This window comes from Priestia sp. ABM2_011 (assembly GCF_056158845.1).
Window position 1 is genome coordinate 2,068,040 of the sequence record NZ_JBSWUB010000001.1, and the last position, 17,823, is coordinate 2,085,862.

The window sequence follows — 17,823 nt, forward strand, 5'->3', positions numbered from 1 at the left end:
ATGTTCGTTACGATAAACTATTTATAATGCACCCGCTTTTTCTTTTAGTTCCTGTTCTTTTTGTCTTACGAGCGGAATAATGGTTTCGCCAAACGTTTTGATTTCTTCTTCATAATGTAAAAAGCCTGTCAAAATAATATCCACACCGATTTTTTTCAGTTCGATAATTTGATTGGCGACTTGTTCGGCTGTTCCGATAAGGCCAGTTCGGAAACCATCATTATACTGAACTAAGTTTTCAAACGAAGAGTTTGCCCACATGCCTTCACCTTGAGGAGAAGCTTTGCCTGCAAATTTCACTTGACTTTCAAACCCTTCAACGGCTTCTTTATCTGCTTGTAGAACAATTTCTTTTAGCACTTGTTTTGCTTCTTCTTCTGTTTCACGGACAATGACAAACCCGTTTACGCCAAATTGAATATCACGGCCGTTTGCGTTTGCTTTTACGTCTTTAATTTGATTTTTTAAGTTTTCAATCGAGTTGCCGTTCATGAAATAGACGTCTGATACCCGGCTTGCCATTTCACGCGCAGCTTTAGAGTTTCCTCCTTGAAATATTTTCGGCGGCTGAAGAGGCTTTGGTTTTAATGGTGCGTCATTTAATCGGTAAAAGTCTCCTTTGAACGTGGTCGTTTCGTTTTTCCAAAGTTCTCGAAGCACGTTAATAAATTCTTCAGAACGGCGGTAGCGCTCATCATGATCTAGCCACGGTTCGCCGTAGCCGTTAAATTCGCCTTTAAACCAGCCGCTTACCACGTTCACGGAGACGCGCCCGCTGCTGATATGATCAATAGTCGAAATGATTTTAGCAAATACGCCGGGATGCCATAACCCCGGAAGAACTGCTGTAATAATGTTGATTTTTTTAGTAGTGGCGGCCAGTGCAGAAGCGAGAGTCGCAGCTTCTAGTTGATTTTCAGCGCCGTAGCTTGCAAAAAATCTAGTTTGCAAGAGAACGTAATCAAAGCCTACCTGCTCGGCAATTTGTGCGTACCGGCTGTTTGCTTCAAATGACCACTCTGTTTTTTGAGGAATGTTGGAAATGACAAGGCCTCCGCTTACGTTCGGGGCCCAATAAGCAAATTGCAAACTCATATGTAACGCCTCCTTAGTTAAGTAGTGAAAATAAATGAGCTGAGTAAAACATTCACCTCCTTAAATGCCAAAGGCCCTTATCCCTCTTCAAGTTGAAGAGAAAATAAGAGCCTTCAGTAGCCTGACAGGCGGTATGGATGCTGAATGTACATATAGTTATATCACCGGTTATTCCGATAGTCAAAGTGAGTTTTAAGGAATTTAAAAGAAATGAAATCGTAATTAAGTTTAACTAAAGAAGGAAGAAATCATCTATTTGAACCAAAAACAAACTTGACTTATAGGAATAGTGAGTATACTATTCAAATAAGCTAAATAAATGAGAGGTCAACAGCTATTTTCTCTAAATAAACAGCTATTTAAAAACAATCGACCAGACGACTGGAGATGCTTTGAACAATCAAAGCATCTCTTTTTTATTTGTCGTAAAAAGGAGGAAGTATACGTTGAGTGAAAAAAGAAAGCTGAAGCTAGGAGCAAATATTAAAGGGCTTGGAAATACGACGGACGGATGGAGACATCCGGACGTAGAGCCTGATGCGAGCATTAATATTGAGTTTTATAAGAAACAAGCGCGTATATTGGAAAAAGGACTTTTCAGCTTTGTTTTTATTGCGGATGGATTAGCGATATCTGAAAAGTCCATTCCTCACTTTTTAAATCGTTTTGAGCCAATTACACTGCTGTCAGCTCTCGCTGCTTCTACGAGTCACATCGGACTAGTTGGGACGGTTTCAACAAGTTTCAGTGAGCCATTTACAATCGCTCGTCAGCTGATGTCTCTCGATCATATCAGCGGTGGGCGAGCAGGATGGAACTTAGTTACTTCTCCGCAAGAAGGGGCAGCGCGCAATCACAGCAGAGGATATCTTCCTGTTCACAGCGAGCGATACGAAATGGCAAAAGAGCATCTCGACGTAGTAAAAGGGCTGTGGGATTCGTGGGAAGACGATGCTTTTATCTATCAAAAAGAAACTGGTCAGTTTTTTGATCCGAAAAAAATGCATACGCTTGGGTTTAAAGGCAAGCATTTTCAAGTTCAAGGGCCTTTAAATATTGCTCGTTCAAAGCAAGGACATCCTGTTGTTTTTCAAGCGGGTTCATCAGAAAGAGGAAGAGGATTTGGCGCAGAAAATGCGGATGCAATTTACACCAATGCACATACACTAGAAGAAGCGCAAGCATTCTATCAAGATATGAAAAATAGAGCAAAAAATCACGGGAGAAATCCTGAAGAACTTCTCATTTTTCCAAGTATTGATTTAATTATAGGAGATAGCGAGGAAGATGTAGAAAGAAGATATGGAGAGCTTGCCGCTTTAATTCCAATCGATCATGCCATTACATATTTAGCTCGTTTTTTTGATGATTATGATTTTCATCAATTTGACGTAGACGCACCGTTTCCAGAGTTAGGGGATATCGGAGCCAATGCCTTTCAAAGCACCACGAATAAAATTAAACAAGCGGCTGCTGCTCGGAAATTAACGTTAAGAGAGGTTGCGCTTGAAACAATTTTGCCGCGTTCGCCGTTTTCAGGAACACCTGAGCACGTAGCGAATGAAATGCAAAAATGGTATGAGCAGGAAGCAGCGGATGGATTTGTGCTTCGCCCGTTTATGAGCGAGACGTTTCATCAGTTTGTGGAAAAAGTGGTGCCTATTTTACAAGAGCGTAGGCTTTACGACACTTCATATGAAAGCGATACGCTGCGCGGAAATTTAAATCTTTCCGTTCCAGCCAATCGATATAGTCAAACAAAGGGGGAATTTGTTTATGACAGTCAAATCAATCGGTGAATACAGCGTCACAGAAAGCTTGAAGAAGCAAGTAATTGAATGGAGAAGACACTTTCATCGCTATCCTGAATTATCGTTTCAAGAGCACCGAACGGCTCAGTTTGTGGAAGATACGCTTCGTTCGTTTGGAAGCTTTATCATTACGCGTCCTACACCAACAAGCGTGGTGGCTAGATTAATAGGAAAAGAGCAGGGAAAAGTGGTTGCGATTCGAGCGGATATGGACGCGCTGCCGATTGAAGAAGAAAACACGTTTGCGTTTGCTTCGGTTCATAAAGGCGTGATGCATGCATGCGGACATGACGGTCACACGGCTATTTTGCTAGGAGTAGCTTCTGTGCTTTCTCAGTTAGGAAATGAATTTAAAGGAGAAATTCGCTTGATTTTTCAACACGCAGAAGAGCTGCTGCCTGGGGGAGCGCAGGAGCTTGTGAAAGAAGGCGTGATGGAAGGTGTGGATTATGTAATTGGTACGCACTTGAATTCTGGTCTTCCCGTCGGAGAAATCGGCGTGCTTGCAGGTCCTATGATGGCTTCGCCTGACACGTTTAATATATCGATTAAAGGAAAAGGAGGACACGCCGCAGCGCCTCATGAAGCAGTTGACGCCATCGTTGTAGGAGCGCAAATTGTGACAAACCTTCAAACGATTGTTTCAAGAACGACGAATCCAATCGATAAATTAGTCGTATCGGTTACACAATTCCACGGAGGAACTACGCACAACGTACTTCCTGATAAAGTGCAGCTGAACGGTACCGTTCGAAGCTTTGACGCGGCTCTGCGAGAAAAAGTTCCGGCACAAATCGACCGGATTGTAAAAGGACTAACAGAAGCCTACGGTGCAGAGTACACCTTCACATATGAAAAAGGCTATCATCCCGTCATTAACTCTGAAAAAATTACAAGGCTAATTGAAGAAACAGCCATCGAAGAATACGGAAAAGAACGTGTTAAAACACTGTCTCCTAAAATGGGAGGAGAAGATTTTTCAGCTTACCTGCAGGAAACGGAAGGAGCTTTTTTTAACATCGGAGCCCGAAATGAAGAACATGACATCGTATACCCTCATCATCATCCGAAGTTTACAATAGATGAAGCCTCGCTTGAAGTCGGAGTAAAGATGTTTTTGCGCGTTACTGAAAAGCTGTTGGCTCGTTAAAAAAAGAGATTCAGACATATAATTACCCAATTTAAAGACGAAAAAAGGCACAAAGGAGATCGTATGAATTGCTTGTGACACGGCTGTTGGTTTCCGTGCAAGACTTCGCTTTCCGCGGGCGGCCGATGAGTCTCCTCGTCGCATACGCTCCTGCGGGGTCTTACTTCTTCCACTTTCCCCGCAGGAGTCTTCGTCTTATCCTCCAACCAACAGCTAGAAGCTACTACATAGATTAAATTTACGTTCGCCAGCACAATAAAAAGATCCCAACGGTTTATGGTTCGGATCTTTTTTCAACTAAACTACGTTTGTCCCACCCACTCTTCTCTACGACATCTTACTTTGTATCCTTATAATTCGTCGCAAATCCTGCTGCAATTAAACCAATCAGACCCAGCACTCCTACAATAACCGTTATGACCATTACGCTCACCTCGATCTTTCTTAATAATACGCTTTCAATTGTTTAATTTTACCATGAGTCTTCGTATGAAAGAAGCTTTTCTTTTAAAGGCTCGAGCTTCTTGAATTTTTGATCATAGCTTTGCCGTTTTAACATGTCATTGATTATTATCAGCGCATCTTCTTTACGCCCCGCATACAAGTAGGCTTCAATAACTTCGTCGAATCCCTCTGAGTAAGGAAACTTTTCGTATTTTGCGAGTTTAAATGATGCATCGTAGTGTTTCGTTGATTCTTCATATTGCTTTAGTTTTAAAAGCATACGCCCGTTCGCTAAATGTAAATCAGCTCGTTCTAAATCGGTAAGGGTATGGAGTTCAATTCCTTGGTTACGTATATCAAGCGCATCTCCATAGCGCTTTTTCTCTTCCAGCTCAAACGCTCTCTCGTAAAAATAATCAAACTTCGTTAGCGGTCTCCTTGATTTATACAACTTGTAAATGCCGTATAGAATCAAAAGCAATAACCAAAGCAATTCCTTCAACTCTCTTCCATTTATTTATGTATAATATTTATACTAAAGGAAATTAAAACTAATTGATAGATTGAATGAAAGAAATACATGTGGAGGTATAGGATGGTCATCAATCAGCAGATTTACCATGTAAAAGGGCTTCAGTACATCATTCGTTCAGCTGACCCTAGCGATGCAGACGAACTGTCTCACCTAAGAGTTCAGCTAGATGGAGAAACGGAAAACTTAGATCGTGAATCAGGAGAAGGGTATATGGATAAATCGGATTTTGAAGCGCTTATTCAACGTGACACAGAAAGTAAACGAAACTTATTTTTAGTAGCGGTTGTACATAATGAAATTGTCGGATTTTCAAGATGTGAAGGTAATGAGTTGAAACGATTTGCCCACAAAGTGGAGTTTGGCGTATGCGTCGCAAAAGAATGTTGGGGATACGGAATTGGCAAAGAGCTTTTACAGCAATCTATATTGTGGGCAGAGAGCGCCGGCATGAAGAAAATGACGCTGAATGTGTTAGAGACGAATAAAAAGGCAATTGATTTATATGAGAAGTTCGGATTTGAAGTAGAAGGAGTATTAAAAAATGACAAGGTGCTGTCTGACGGCAAGTTTTATAACACAGTAGTGATGGGGCGCTTTGCATAGTCTTTTGCGAGGATTTTTTATCGATTTTTAAAGGAAAAACACCTTCAAGGCTAATGTGCTTGAAGGTGTTTTGCGTTTCGCCTGTTTTACTAGAATGATAGTTAGTGATAGACCTCACTTTTTTCACTAAAGCTTTTATTGATTTCAAATCCTTGTTCTTCTTCTTTTTCGACATCTGTACCAATAGGTTCCCACTTAATAAGGAGTGTCGCGACCAGACCAATAACGGGAACGATTGTAAGGACGAGAAATAAATTCTAAGAATAACATAATCGTTGACAAACATAGCATAAACTTTTAATATATAATTAAACAAAGTGAATTACTTGGTATTGATGATGCTGTACGAAGAAACGCGCCTACTAGGCAACTGGAGGCCAGACCATTGTGTTGAAACAAATGGACTGGTCTCCTTTTTATATTAAATGGGTGTTATGGAAGAGTTGGATTCTGAAACGGAATAGTTGGTATAGATTTAGCGATGAGCAAAATAGTCGAATGGACAGTAAGTAAGGTTTTTCTTAATAAGGTTTTTGAGAGCGTAAACATTTTAAGAGGAGGATCCGTATATGACTGCCGACTTTCATTTTCATACAGATGTATTAATTATCGGAGGAGGCCCTGCTGGTGCATGGGCAGCTCTGCAAGCAGTTAAAGAAGGTGCAAAAGCTGTACTTGTGGATAAAGGATATTGCGGAACGAGCGGAGCAACTGCGCCTTCTGGTACAGGAGTTTGGTATGTGAAACCTACTTCTGATGAACAGATGACCGCGATGAAAAGCAGAGAAGAGCTGGGGGGATATTTAGCTGAAAGAAGCTGGATGAAACGAGTGCTTGATTGTACGTTTGAACAAGTAAATGAATTAGCTCATTTTGGCTATCCGTTTCCTGTAGATGAAAAAGGAATTTCTCAGCGAACGACACTTCAAGGGCCTGAATATATGAGGCTAATGCGGCGTCAGCTTCAAAAAGCAGGCGTACAGATTTTAGATCATAGCCCGGCACTGGAGCTTCTTGCAGATGAACACGGTGTGGCAGGTGCTTGCGGAATCAATAATCAAACGAAAGAAACATGGAGAGTGGAGGCTGCTGCAGTTGTGATTGCAACGGGAGGTTGTGCATTTCTGAGCGGAGCACTCGGTACAAATGTTTTAACAGGAGACGGTTACTTATTAGCTACAGAAGCAGGTGCGTCGCTTTCCGGCATGGAGTTTTCAAATGCTTATTCAATTTCGCCAGCTTTTTCTCCAATCACAAAATCAGCATTTTATAAATGGGCTACATTTTATTATGAAGACGGTACAGTGATTGAAGGAGCCGGTTCTCATAAAGGGCGTTCCATCATAGCCAGAACGTTAATGACCCAGCCTGTTTATGCAAGGCTGGATAAAGCGGATGAACGTATTCAAAAAGCAATGCGCTTATCACAGCCAAATTTCTTTTTGTCGTTTGATCGTCTTCATATGAATCCCTTTACTCGAATGTTTCCAATCACTCTGCGTTTTGAAGGAACCGTTAGAGGAACAGGCGGTATTCACATTATAGACGAAACGTGTAGAACCGACATTCCAGGGTTATATGCAGCCGGAGATGCGGCAACACGCGAATTAATCTGCGGAGGATTTACCGGAGGAGGCAGCCATAATGCTGCATGGGCTATCTCTTCAGGCTGCTGGTCAGGAAAAGCAGCGGCAGCATTTGCTGTTAAGCAAGGAAGAAATGCTGCAAGTCGACATGCTAAAGGCTTATCAGAAGCGTCAGGAATCACAAAGTCAGTAGCTTCTTCTGATGCAGCTGATACGAAAGAAATGATAGCATCGGTTCAGCGCGAGGTCTTTCCATATGACCGGAACTGGTTTCGTTCAGAAGCAAGGCTGCAAGCTTCTCTGACAAGGTTACATGCCGTATGGAATGAGTTGAAGAACGGAGTGTATGATAAAGAAAGAAACCTCGTGAGAAGTCGAGAGCTTGCGGCCATGACGGCAACGGCGCGATGGATGTATACAAGTGCATTAGAAAGAAAAGAAACGAGAGGGATGCACCGCCGTGACGATTTTCCGTTTATGGATTCCAAACAGCACTACCGGATTCTAAGCGGAGGCGTGCAAGAAGTCTGGGCGAGACCCTTAGGAACAAAGTCTTCTAATCACGTAAAGGGGGTTATTTAATGATTGAGCTCCTTAGTGAAGACCGGTGTATTAACTGCAATCTTTGTGTATCCGTTTGTCCAACAAATGTCTTTGACCGCTCTCGCATGGGAGGAGCTCCTTCCATAGCTCGTCAATCCGATTGTCAAACTTGCTTTATGTGTGAACTGTATTGTCCGGTAGATGCTTTATACGTAACGCCTTTAGCTGATCAAACTGCAGAAGTAGATGAACAGGATGTAATTAATCAGCAGCTGCTTGGAAGTTACCGAGAAGCTGTAGGCTGGGGAAAAGGAAGAAAATCCACCGCTTCTTCCGATCAATCGCATATCATCTTAAATAGGAAATAGAAAAAAAGAGCGGACAAAGCCGCTCTTTTTTACTTTTGCGTTTCCCGAACCCATTTCACAATATCATCAATGACATAAGAAGGAATGTTGGCTGAAACAGCATATTCATCGGGCATGCTTTTTTCACCAGTTCCTTCTGTGAAAAAGTGGTTGAGCTTTGGATAAAGCTTAAAGGAAGTGTTGGAACGCTGAGATAAGCTTTGTTTCCAGCCTTCAAAATCTTCGGTCGTTACTTGATAGTCACGCGCTCCTTGTAAAAGAAGCAGCGGCGTATGCTGAGATTTTGCGACTTCTGCGGGGTGCCAGTGAGCTAAGTCATACCAAAAATAAGGCGTGCCAAGCAAGAATTCTTTTGGCGGCTGAGCTGGCGAAAAGCTTGGGTCTTGTAAAATGGCAAACTGCTGCTGGAAAAAAGAAAGCTGCTCTTTCGGAAGCTGATTAAGCGATACAAGATAGGCAAATTGTTCAAGCATTAACTCTGGAAGTGTGCGGCTCGGTGCAGCAAGTAAAACAGAGCCCCGCACGCTTTTATCCGGCGTTTGATTTAAAATTCTGGGCATCATCATACCGCCTTGACTGTGTCCCAGTATAAAAACATTGCGGCTGTCGATGCCTTTTTGTTTTGCCATTGCTTTGACTGCGAGTACGGCATCATCCGTTGTTTCATCGTCAACGCTTATTTTACTTTCACCGGACATTTTAGCTGTATGTTCGTATGTACGCTTGTTGTAGCGTAAAACGGCAATTCCTTGAGAAGCCAGTCCTGAAGCCAGATCTCGAAACGGCTTTAAGCTCATAAAGGTTTCATCTTGATCAGAAGGCCCTGATCCGTGAACTAAAATGACAACGGGTACATTTTGATGCTTTGAACGTGTTGGAAGAGTGAGCGTTGCTGGAAGTTCGTAAGGTGCTTTGCCGATTGAAAGCTGTTTTTCTCTGTAGTTCTTAGGGGTGTCATAAGGTGGTGTGGAAAACGAAAACTGGCGCTCCTCCGGTACGATTCGCCAATCATCCATTTGACGATTTTGACTAAAGCGAACGGTTAAAGTAGCTGATGCATGTTCAAATTCAATGGGGATTTCTACATTTCGATGAACGGTATTGACTTCACCTTGTACAGCTGTCCCAATCTTTTTTACAGCACCTAACTGAGCCGTTAGAGATGACCACCATGTTTTTAGGTTGTCTTCACTCATTTTTAACTGCAGGCTGCGGGAAAAGTAGCGCTTAGCTTCTTTTGTTTTACCATTCGCTAGATTGGTTAGAAATGAATTACCTCGTTTGTATTCAACTTTTGCTGAGTGATGAGCAGCATTCGCCGCTGCTTCAGCTTGAATGGTTGAAGTGGACATAGGGAGTGCTGGAAGGCCGAGAGCTAAAGAAACAGCGAGTGGAAGGGCGACTTTTACTTTTTTCATACATCATCCTCCTTGGCAATTCTTGTACTCTATTAGTATACCAATTTTAGGTAAATGGAGTCATCTCCTTTTGAGATAAAAAGAAAGGCGCTGGGCCGTAAATATGGTAAAATAAAGAAGTTGAATTAGTTAGAAAATTAAAATAAATTTAGAAGTGTAAAAGAGGAGGAGCTTTTATGACCTATGATCCGCATTATCATCCATATCCATCTTACCGAGTTCCCGTTTATGCAAAAAAAGGAATGGTATCCACATCTCAGCCGCTTGCAGCGCAGGCAGGTCTTGATATTTTAAAAAAAGGCGGCAATGCCATTGATGCAGCGATCGCGACAGCAGCAAGTCTTACCGTATTAGAGCCCGCCTCTAATGGAATCGGAGGAGACGCGTTTGCGCTTGTTTGGACCAATGATCAGCTGTACGGACTGAACGCGAGCGGACCTTCTCCGCAGTCTATTTCCATTGATGCGCTGAAGGAAAAAGGATACAAAGAAATTCCTAAGTACGGAATGATTCCCGTTACGGTTCCCGGCGCTCCGGCTGCTTGGGCTGCTTTATCGAAGCGATTTGGCAAACTGCCTCTTTCTCAAGTGCTGCAGCCTGCCATTCAATATGCCAAAGAAGGATTCCCGCTAGCGCCTACTCTTTCTAAACAATGGAAACAAGCGTACGATACGTTTAAACGAGTTCATACAAGCGAAGAATTTGAATCGTGGTTTCAAACGTTTGCCCCAAATGGACAGGCACCAAAAGCAGGAGAAATGTGGTCATCCATCGATCATGCTTATACGCTTCAGCTTATTGGTGAGACCAATGCAGAAGCCTTTTATAAAGGTGAACTTGCAGATCGTATTGATGCATTCAGCAAAAAATATAGCGGCTTTTTATCAAAAGAAGATTTGGCAGCTTACGAACCTGAGTGGGTGAATCCTATTTCCGCTCACTACCGTGGATATGACGTATGGGAAATTCCGCCGAATGGTCAAGGGCTTATTGCATTAATGGCATTAAATATCGTAAAAGGCTTTGAGCTTCAAGAAAAAGATGCGGTGGATACGTATCATAAACAAATCGAAGCGATAAAGCTTGCATTTGCGGACGGAGAAAAATACATTACGGAAGAAACGAAAATGACCGTACCTGTCAGCGAACTGCTGTCTGATACATATTCAAACTATCGCCGCACCCTTATAAAAGAACATGCCCTTCAGCCTGAAGCAGGAGAACCTGTTGGAAGCGGAACGGTGTATTTAGCAACGGCTGATGAAGAAGGAAACATGGTTTCATTTATTCAAAGTAATTATATGGGCTTTGGTTCTGGAATCGTTGTGCCAGAAACGGGAATTGCTTTGCAAAACCGCGGTCACAATTTTTCAATGGACCCTAATCACGATAACTGTCTTGCTCCGAACAAAAAAACGTTTCATACCATTATTCCAGGCTTTCTCACTAAAAATAATGAACCTGTAGGACCGTTTGGCGTTATGGGAGGTTTTATGCAGCCGCAGGGACATATGCAAGTTGTCATGAATACGATTGACTTTCAGCTTCATCCTCAAGCTGCTTTAGACGCGCCAAGATGGCAGTGGAAAAAAGATAAAACGGTGCTTGTGGAGCCGACGTTTCCTTTATACGTAGCACAAGCGCTTGAACGAAAAGGGCATAAAATTGAAGTAGCCGTGGATTCGATGGCATTTGGGCGCGGACAGATCATTTGGAGAGATCCTGAAAGCGGCGTGCTGTGCGGAGGAAGTGAATCACGAACGGACGGATTTGTGGCTGGATGGTAAGAACAAAATAGATCAAGAAAGAAGCCCGTACTGATTAGAGTCGGGCTTTTTTCATGTCTCAACCATATGTATAAATCTCTTCAAAGAACTGAAAACTAAAACAAACATTTACGTATGTATGGATAACGTGAACTTAGGGATTATGTACGGGAAATTTACATTAGACTCTGCTGCGTATCTTTATAAATTAACATAAGCAATAATTGAGCATGGTTAGAACAACCGTCTTAAGCTGCCAATCGACACGAAGGTATACTAACAACACTTGGTGAAAGGAGCGAAAAGGTTATGAGAAATAAAAAATTTGAAGTGAATTTTTTACGTACAATGCTGATTATAGGACTGGGAATGCTCCCTTTTTTATTTAGAAAACCACCGATCAAAGACTGGCTGCTGGCTTATGCATTTAATGCATTAACAAATGGTATTATTGATAAATTTATTGTCTCTCACGGCCTTCTTCGATATCCAACTCGCTTGCTGAAAAAACAGTTTAGAATTAATGTGTTGTTCGACTTTTTACTGTATCCTAGCATATCCGTTATGATTAATCAGGCTACGTATCACGATAAAGGGTTAAAGATTTTATATAAAATTGTGCTTTTTACGATTCCCATGTTTTTTATTGAATTATGGGCTGAAAAACGAACGAAGCTCATCGAGTGGAAAACAGGGTGGATGTGGTACCACACCTTTACTAGCGTAACATTAAAATCCTATCTTAACCGGCTGCTGATTGGATGGATTCGAAAAATTGAAAAGAAGCAGGACGAAATGAAAATAAAATAACATTGGTTCTAAAAACGACGTTAGAGAGGTGAACAAAGGTGCATATTTCTGTCCTTCTATGGCTGATTTTTCAAAATATCCAAAAGAAAACGTGGAAAAAAATTCACGAGCTTTATGCTGGGGTTTTATACGTGAGCTTTTTTAATATTCTTTATTACTTTTTATGTAACGATAAGTTGCTTTGGGATTTTAAATCTTCTCATCTTTCATTAAAAGTACTGCGTATTTTACACCTTATGTTTATTACGCCTCTCATGGTTTTGTCGTTCTTAGCTACTTATCCGTCTACACTTCTTAAACAGGTGAAGTATATTACAAAATGGGTATGTACAGCTTCATTTGTAGAATGGCTTGGTCTGAGGTGTAAGGGGATTACATTTAGACACGGCTGGCATTTGGGGTGGTCAGCACTTATTTATGTAATGATGCTTATCTTCTCGAGATGGTTTCAAAAAAAGCCTTTTGCCGTCTTACTGCTATCGGTTTTTGCAACAGTCGTTCTCAGCATCATTTTTAAAGTTCCCATTAGCAAACGAATGCTAAAACATCCGCTGAAACGAATATTGACTCGGCCTTTAAAAGATCATGTGACTCAAGCTGTTGCGAATAAAGTAAGGCGAAAATGCCTGCTTCTCAAGCTGTTCTCGTAAGTGCCTGCTCTCTGTGAAGAGCAGGTTTTTTAGCTTACTGGAGGAATAACGTCCGTCAGCAAAAGAATGAAAAAAATCAGGCCGACTCCCGTAAAGCTTAAAGAAGCAAGAAAATAAGCCGTCCAGCGCAAACGAAACGGATTATGTTCGACATTGGCTCCGGACATTAACCTCATGGAGTGAGTGTTATAGTGAGAATGAGCGCTGTTGCTTCCGCTGCTTGAAAACCAAAAAGTTAAAACTGAAAACAAAAGTCCGCTAAAAAACATAAGCTCAATAAAGCGGATAGACAAAAATGATGAGCACGCATAGGTTAATCCCCCTTCAATAAGCAGGGTAATAACAAACACAAGCTGAGTTCTTTTCAAAAAATCCTCCCCTTTTTTCTCTGTGTCTACTTTTAATTATACAATAATTTACATGTGTAAAAAGTCTCAAAAATGCTTTTATTATGATATAATGGTAATAAATGTATTGTTAAAAAGTGCTCAAAATCCGCATGCATCACGATTATAAGGTTTTTTGTAATGATGAGATTTACTATATACGCTGCGCTTAGCTTCAAGTGCGTAGAATGAAAGTGAGGAGTGTTTATGGGCTTGGGAGAGACTGTGATTGCGATACTAGCAGCGGGAGCACTGCTGGTATACGGTACGTTAGAGCTTTGGTTTGCACCTCGTAATTCTTCCTTTTTTAAAGGGTGGAAGCAAAAACTAGCCGTTATTTTACCGTTATACGGCGTTACATTCGGCATATGGTACGCGTTTTTTTCGTAACAAAAAAGTTTTACAAAAAGGAGGAATGAAAAATGGAAATCAATTCATACCTCATTCGGTTTTCATGTATGCTGATGCTCATGTTTGGAGGATTATTTATTATACGGTATGTAAAAACAGGGGACTTTTATTTAGATCAGCTTCTTGTCTTTGGAACGGGTTTTGTTCTGTTTATCGGCTCACTTATTTGGAAAAGAAAACATCAGCATAGAGAAAATAGAAAAGCTTGTTAAACGTATAAAAATGTGACAGTATAAAACAGATAAAAAACGTAATCTCGTGATCGTACCATTGGTTACGGGCTGCTGCTGGAGGAAAAGAAAATGAATGTACCTAATTGCCCAAACTGTCAATCACAGTATACATATGAAGATGGAAGCCTGTTTGTCTGCCCGGAGTGTGCACATGAATGGGGACAAGATGAAAAAGCAGAAAGCACGGAAGAACAGCTTACTGTAAAAGATGCAAACGGTAATGCTTTAAAAGACGGAGATTCAGTTACTGTCATCAAAGACTTAAAAGTAAAAGGAAGCTCATTGGTTGTAAAAATCGGAACGAAAGTAAAAAGCATTCGTTTAGTAGAAGGCGATCATAACATCGACTGCAAAATTGACGGATTTGGAGCCATGAGCTTAAAATCTCAGTTTGTGAAAAAAGCATAACAATTAAAAAAAGCCAGGATGAAGAAGACTTTGATTCTGGCTTTTTTTTATGTATTTTAAGGAACAAGGTGAAATATATAGACCATTTTGTCTATTTTAGAAGGAATCTAGCTAAATGTCCCGAACTTACTTAAAGTGTCTGAAGGTTTGGATATTAATGGAATGGATGACCATTTCATTAAGGCAAAGGGGAGGGAGAAATGTGAAAAAGTTTTTAGCGTTTCAAATTTTAATTGCATTAGTAATTGGAGCTGTTATCGGGCACTTTTTTCCGGACTTCGGGATGGCTTTAAGACCGGTAGGAGACGGGTTTATCCGGCTCATTAAAATGATTGTAGTGCCCATTGTCTTTTCAACCATCGTCATAGGTGCTGCGGGAAGCGGCAGTATGAAACAAATGGGGAGTCTAGGGTTGAAGACGATTATTTGGTTTGAAATTATTACTACCATCGTATTAGGGATTGGCCTGCTGTTAGTGAATTTGCTAAAGCCCGGAGTAGGCCTCGATCTTTCTCATCTTGTTAAAAAAGATATCGGTGAATTGTCTCAGTATACCGACAAGGTCGTGGACTTTAAACAAATGATTTTAAACATCATTCCAACGAATATCGTAGATGTGATGGCAAAAAATGATTTGCTGGCCGTGATTTTCTTTGCTATTTTATTCGGTGTTGCCGCCTCAGGAGTTGGGAAAGCATCCGAACCTGCAATGAAATTTTTTGAATCAACCGCTAAAATTATGTTTAAATTAACGCAAATTGTGATGGTCACAGCGCCTCTTGGTGTACTAGCGCTAATGGCTGCATCTGTGGGGCAATACGGCATTTTACTTCTGCTTCCGATGCTGAAGCTAATTGGAACCGTCTTTTTAGGCCTTTTTATTATTTTATTTGTTTTATTTCCGCTTGTTGGGTTTTTGTTCAAATTCAACTATTTTGAAGTCTTCAAAATGATTTGGGACTTGTTTCTTATTGCGTTTTCAACAACAAGTACAGAAACGGTGCTGCCACAGCTGATGGAGCGTATGGAAAAGTACGGATGTCCTAAACGAGTGGTGTCGTTCGTTATTCCGTCCGGCCTGTCGTTAAACTGTGATGGATCTACTTTGTATTTATCCGTTTCATGCGTCTTTTTAGCACAGGCTTTTAATATTGACATGCCCTTAACTCAGCAATTATTTATGATGCTTATACTCGTAATGACAAGTAAAGGAATTGCGGCTGTCCCGTCAGGTTCACTTGTTGTTCTTTTAGCTACAGCCAACGCAGTAGGTCTGCCGGCTGAAGGAGTCGCAATCATTGCAGGAGTGGACCGCATCATGGATATGGCAAGAACAGGAGTTAACGTTCCAGGCCACGCCATTGCCTGTATCGTCGTCTCGAAATGGGAAAAAGTATTTCGAACCCAAACGCCAATTCCGCCTGCAACTCACACGGAATCTCTATAAAACCAACCCCCGCTTTAGCTCATAGAGCGGGGGTTTTTTCTTAAATCATTAACGATGTAGACTAGAGTAATTTGTCATACTCAGCCCTACTCAAAAAAAGAGGACGCGCCGCTTAAGTCTAAAAAAAGCCCTGTGACTGTTTTTTGGTCACAGGGCTTTTTTTTAGATGAATGTTCACAAAATGTTCACTTACGAAGAAGGAAGATAAAAAGCTATACTAAGCCAAGTAAAAAAGATGAAAAGGATGAGGAATGTGCCAACAACTAAAAAAGAAAGTATGTATTTTGGAATGATGATGTGCGGAGGGATGGTGCTTGTGATGACGATGTATAACATGTTCATAAATGATGTCATCGGGCATATCACACTTGCAGAAGGTATTTTAAACTTGGTTATCACATTTGTAGTTGCCATGGCTGTCGAAACTTTCTTAGTAGGTCCCGTAGCAAAAAAAGTAGCATTTTCACTGCCGTTTGATAAGTCTAAACAGTTAAAAGTCGTGTTGATTTTGTCAACGTGCATGGTTATCGGAATGGTTCTTTCCATGTCTGTATATGGATTAATTACGATGTCACTTACGAAAGGTTTAGACGGAGAGCCGATTCTTTTAAGCTATGCATTTATCGTTATGAAAAACTTTATCGTAGCCTATCCGCTTCAGCTTCTCATTATGGGACCTTTAGTTCGCGGATTGTTTATGAAATTTGTGAAAAAGAATCCGGCAACGGCTTAAGTCAAAACCCTAAGAACGCCTATTTTCTTAGGGTTTTGTTGTGCAAAGCTGCTCGGTAAGAAGAGAAGAAAGTCACTAAATGAAAAGTGATGTAGGGCCATTTATTTAAGAATAGAGAAGACCTCTTACTCTCTAAAACGTTTCAAAGCCATGCTCCCGGGTACACACAACATTAATGAGGAGGAGATAGTATGGAAGCAAAAGCAAAGAATGTTGTGGGGGTATATGAAACGGAACAAGAAGCAATTCATGCTGTAGAGAATTTAAAAAAAGAAGGATACGCATCAGAAGAAATATCTATCATCGGTAAACATAAAAAGACCAAAAAAGTTCAGAAAGAAACGAATACAAAAGCAGAAGGGGCAGCAACTGGAGCGCTTACCGGAGGTACGTTAGGGAGCTTGACCGGAATATTAGCAGGTGCCGGAGCTCTTGCAATTCCGGGAATAGGCCCAATTGTAGCGGCTGGTCCGATTGTAGCTACATTAACAGGTGCAGCAGCTGGTGCGAGTGTAGGAGGTCTGTCTGGTATTTTAGTCGGTATGGGAATTCCAAAACAGCAGGCCGAGCACTATAATGATTCAGTCAAAGAAGGCAGCCTGCTTGTTTTAGTAGACAAAGAAGACTCAGATCATGATGGAAACCCGAAAGCGCCTTTAACCGGAATGATTTTATAGAACTTATTATGTATAGGAGAAAGCTGTCGCAGTGCGGCAGCTTTTTTTATGCGCTGGTTTTATTTAAGAGAACTACATGCACAATAATATTCCATAATAGTTAAAAATATCAAAGTATTTGAGGGTAACCTGAAAGATAATATGCCTTAAATTATAATGTAATATTATTGTAACAATAATGTATTTATTGTTTTATTTTGGAATTTGAGTTTCGATAAAAGCTTTAACAACGGGATTTACGCGCAAAATACATCCATGAATTAACTGTAAACTATTATACGAAGTAGAATAATTTTCTAATTATTTTTCAAGAATTAATTTTTAGCAAATTATTCATGTTTGAAAGAGGGCTAAAAAGTATATTTCAAAAGTATGTTTACTAAAAAAAGTTAAGCAGGTTGTTTAGTAGCATCATTCATTTAGTTAAATCTCGAAAGGAGCTGCTAAAAAATGAGTATTCAAAAGAGTACAGATAGTTCAAGTTTAGCAGAAGTGATTGATCGAATTCTAGACAAAGGAATTGTCATCGATGCTTTTGCTCGAGTATCACTCGTAGGAATTGAAATTTTAACGATTGAAGCACGAGTCGTTATTGCAAGTGTCGATACGTGGCTTCGCTACGCAGAAGCGGTCGGGTTATTAACCGACAAAGTAGAGGAAGAAGGGCTGCCTGGCCGAACAGAGGAGCGAGGAGCAGGGCTTAGTTTTTAAGTCTTTTAATCGTAAGAAAATTCATTAAATAAATAATA

The 17,823-nt window shown here is 40.8% G+C and carries 19 protein-coding genes; 15 read left to right on the forward strand and 4 right to left on the reverse strand.

Going from position 1 to position 17,823, the window contains the following annotated elements:
* Nucleotides 1-21: 21 nt before the first annotated feature.
* Nucleotides 22-1,095, reverse strand: coding sequence for a dimethylsulfone monooxygenase SfnG (gene sfnG / locus ACXAE4_RS11110; RefSeq protein WP_140451315.1), 1,074 nt, complete (start codon nt 1,093-1,095; stop codon nt 22-24).
* 446 nt (nt 1,096-1,541) lie between these two features.
* Between sfnG and ACXAE4_RS11115 the strand changes: the two genes are divergently transcribed.
* On the forward strand, nt 1,542-2,894 hold the full coding sequence (locus ACXAE4_RS11115; RefSeq protein ID WP_221781321.1) for an LLM class flavin-dependent oxidoreductase: 1,353 nt from the start codon (nt 1,542-1,544) through the stop codon (nt 2,892-2,894).
* Nucleotides 2,872-4,056: a M20 family metallopeptidase gene (locus ACXAE4_RS11120; protein WP_155009970.1), complete on the forward strand. Its 1,185-nt coding sequence runs from the start codon at nt 2,872-2,874 to the stop codon at nt 4,054-4,056. Before ACXAE4_RS11115 ends, ACXAE4_RS11120 begins: the two co-directional genes overlap by 23 nt.
* 472 nt (nt 4,057-4,528) lie before the next feature.
* On the opposite strand, the gene ACXAE4_RS11125 is transcribed toward ACXAE4_RS11120, so the two are convergent.
* On the reverse strand, nt 4,529-5,002 hold the full coding sequence (locus ACXAE4_RS11125) for a hypothetical protein (RefSeq protein WP_462856978.1): 474 nt from the start codon (nt 5,000-5,002) through the stop codon (nt 4,529-4,531).
* A gap of 93 nt (nt 5,003-5,095) precedes the next feature.
* Between ACXAE4_RS11125 and ACXAE4_RS11130 the strand changes: the two genes are divergently transcribed.
* The 3 genes from ACXAE4_RS11130 (at nt 5,096) to ACXAE4_RS11140 (ending at nt 8,135) form a co-directional block, all read left to right on the forward strand.
* On the forward strand, nt 5,096-5,638 hold the full coding sequence (locus tag ACXAE4_RS11130; protein ID WP_155009971.1) for a GNAT family N-acetyltransferase: 543 nt from the start codon (nt 5,096-5,098) through the stop codon (nt 5,636-5,638).
* A 569-nt stretch (nt 5,639-6,207) separates the two neighbouring features.
* A complete protein-coding gene (locus tag ACXAE4_RS11135) occupies nt 6,208-7,806 on the forward strand; it encodes an FAD-dependent oxidoreductase (protein ID WP_155009972.1) in 1,599 nt (532 codons plus the stop codon).
* Entirely contained in the window at nt 7,806-8,135 is a 330-nt protein-coding gene (locus tag ACXAE4_RS11140) for a 4Fe-4S dicluster domain-containing protein (protein WP_115654406.1), read from the forward strand. Before ACXAE4_RS11135 ends, ACXAE4_RS11140 begins: the two co-directional genes overlap by 1 nt.
* A 29-nt stretch (nt 8,136-8,164) precedes the next feature.
* On the opposite strand, the gene ACXAE4_RS11145 is transcribed toward ACXAE4_RS11140, so the two are convergent.
* Complete coding sequence (locus ACXAE4_RS11145) at nt 8,165-9,553, reverse strand: alpha/beta fold hydrolase (RefSeq protein WP_155009973.1); 1,389 nt, start codon at nt 9,551-9,553, stop codon at nt 8,165-8,167.
* A gap of 176 nt (nt 9,554-9,729) precedes the next feature.
* On the opposite strand from ACXAE4_RS11145, the gene ggt reads away from it, so the two are divergent.
* The 3 genes from ggt to ACXAE4_RS11160 all read left to right on the forward strand — a co-directional run bounded on the left by ggt (nt 9,730) and on the right by ACXAE4_RS11160 (nt 12,779).
* Nucleotides 9,730-11,340, forward strand: a complete 1,611-nt coding sequence (ggt, locus tag ACXAE4_RS11150) for a gamma-glutamyltransferase (protein WP_155009974.1) — start codon at nt 9,730-9,732, stop codon at nt 11,338-11,340.
* Between the two features lie 288 nt (nt 11,341-11,628).
* Nucleotides 11,629-12,129: a CBO0543 family protein gene (locus ACXAE4_RS11155; RefSeq protein ID WP_047750444.1), complete on the forward strand. Its 501-nt coding sequence runs from the start codon at nt 11,629-11,631 to the stop codon at nt 12,127-12,129.
* A 38-nt stretch (nt 12,130-12,167) separates the two neighbouring features.
* Nucleotides 12,168-12,779: a CBO0543 family protein gene (locus ACXAE4_RS11160; RefSeq protein ID WP_274862605.1), complete on the forward strand. Its 612-nt coding sequence runs from the start codon at nt 12,168-12,170 to the stop codon at nt 12,777-12,779.
* A 29-nt stretch (nt 12,780-12,808) separates the two neighbouring features.
* Here the strand turns inward: ACXAE4_RS11160 and ACXAE4_RS11165 are convergent, their stop codons facing one another.
* Entirely contained in the window at nt 12,809-13,147 is a 339-nt protein-coding gene (locus tag ACXAE4_RS11165) for a hypothetical protein (protein WP_033580307.1), read from the reverse strand.
* Nucleotides 13,148-13,372: 225 nt separating this feature from the next.
* Between ACXAE4_RS11165 and ACXAE4_RS11170 the strand changes: the two genes are divergently transcribed.
* From ACXAE4_RS11170 to gvpA, 7 genes are all read left to right on the forward strand, one after another.
* Complete coding sequence (locus ACXAE4_RS11170) at nt 13,373-13,555, forward strand: hypothetical protein (protein WP_221816829.1); 183 nt, start codon at nt 13,373-13,375, stop codon at nt 13,553-13,555.
* A 32-nt stretch (nt 13,556-13,587) separates the two neighbouring features.
* On the forward strand, nt 13,588-13,788 hold the full coding sequence (locus tag ACXAE4_RS11175) for a hypothetical protein (protein WP_289578072.1): 201 nt from the start codon (nt 13,588-13,590) through the stop codon (nt 13,786-13,788).
* A gap of 90 nt (nt 13,789-13,878) precedes the next feature.
* On the forward strand, nt 13,879-14,217 hold the full coding sequence (locus tag ACXAE4_RS11180) for a zinc ribbon domain-containing protein YjdM (RefSeq protein WP_289578070.1): 339 nt from the start codon (nt 13,879-13,881) through the stop codon (nt 14,215-14,217).
* A gap of 202 nt (nt 14,218-14,419) precedes the next feature.
* Nucleotides 14,420-15,664: a glutamate-aspartate/proton symporter GltP gene (gltP, locus tag ACXAE4_RS11185; RefSeq protein WP_155009975.1), complete on the forward strand. Its 1,245-nt coding sequence runs from the start codon at nt 14,420-14,422 to the stop codon at nt 15,662-15,664.
* A gap of 253 nt (nt 15,665-15,917) precedes the next feature.
* On the forward strand, nt 15,918-16,397 hold the full coding sequence (locus ACXAE4_RS11190; protein ID WP_155009976.1) for a DUF2798 domain-containing protein: 480 nt from the start codon (nt 15,918-15,920) through the stop codon (nt 16,395-16,397).
* Nucleotides 16,398-16,588: 191 nt separating this feature from the next.
* Complete coding sequence (locus ACXAE4_RS11195; protein ID WP_047750451.1) at nt 16,589-17,074, forward strand: general stress protein; 486 nt, start codon at nt 16,589-16,591, stop codon at nt 17,072-17,074.
* 450 nt (nt 17,075-17,524) lie between these two features.
* Nucleotides 17,525-17,785 carry a gas vesicle structural protein GvpA gene (gvpA, locus tag ACXAE4_RS11200; RefSeq protein ID WP_013058000.1) on the forward strand — a complete coding sequence of 87 codons (261 nt, stop codon included), beginning with the start codon at nt 17,525-17,527 and terminating at the stop codon, nt 17,783-17,785.
* Nucleotides 17,786-17,823 lie beyond the last annotated feature (38 nt).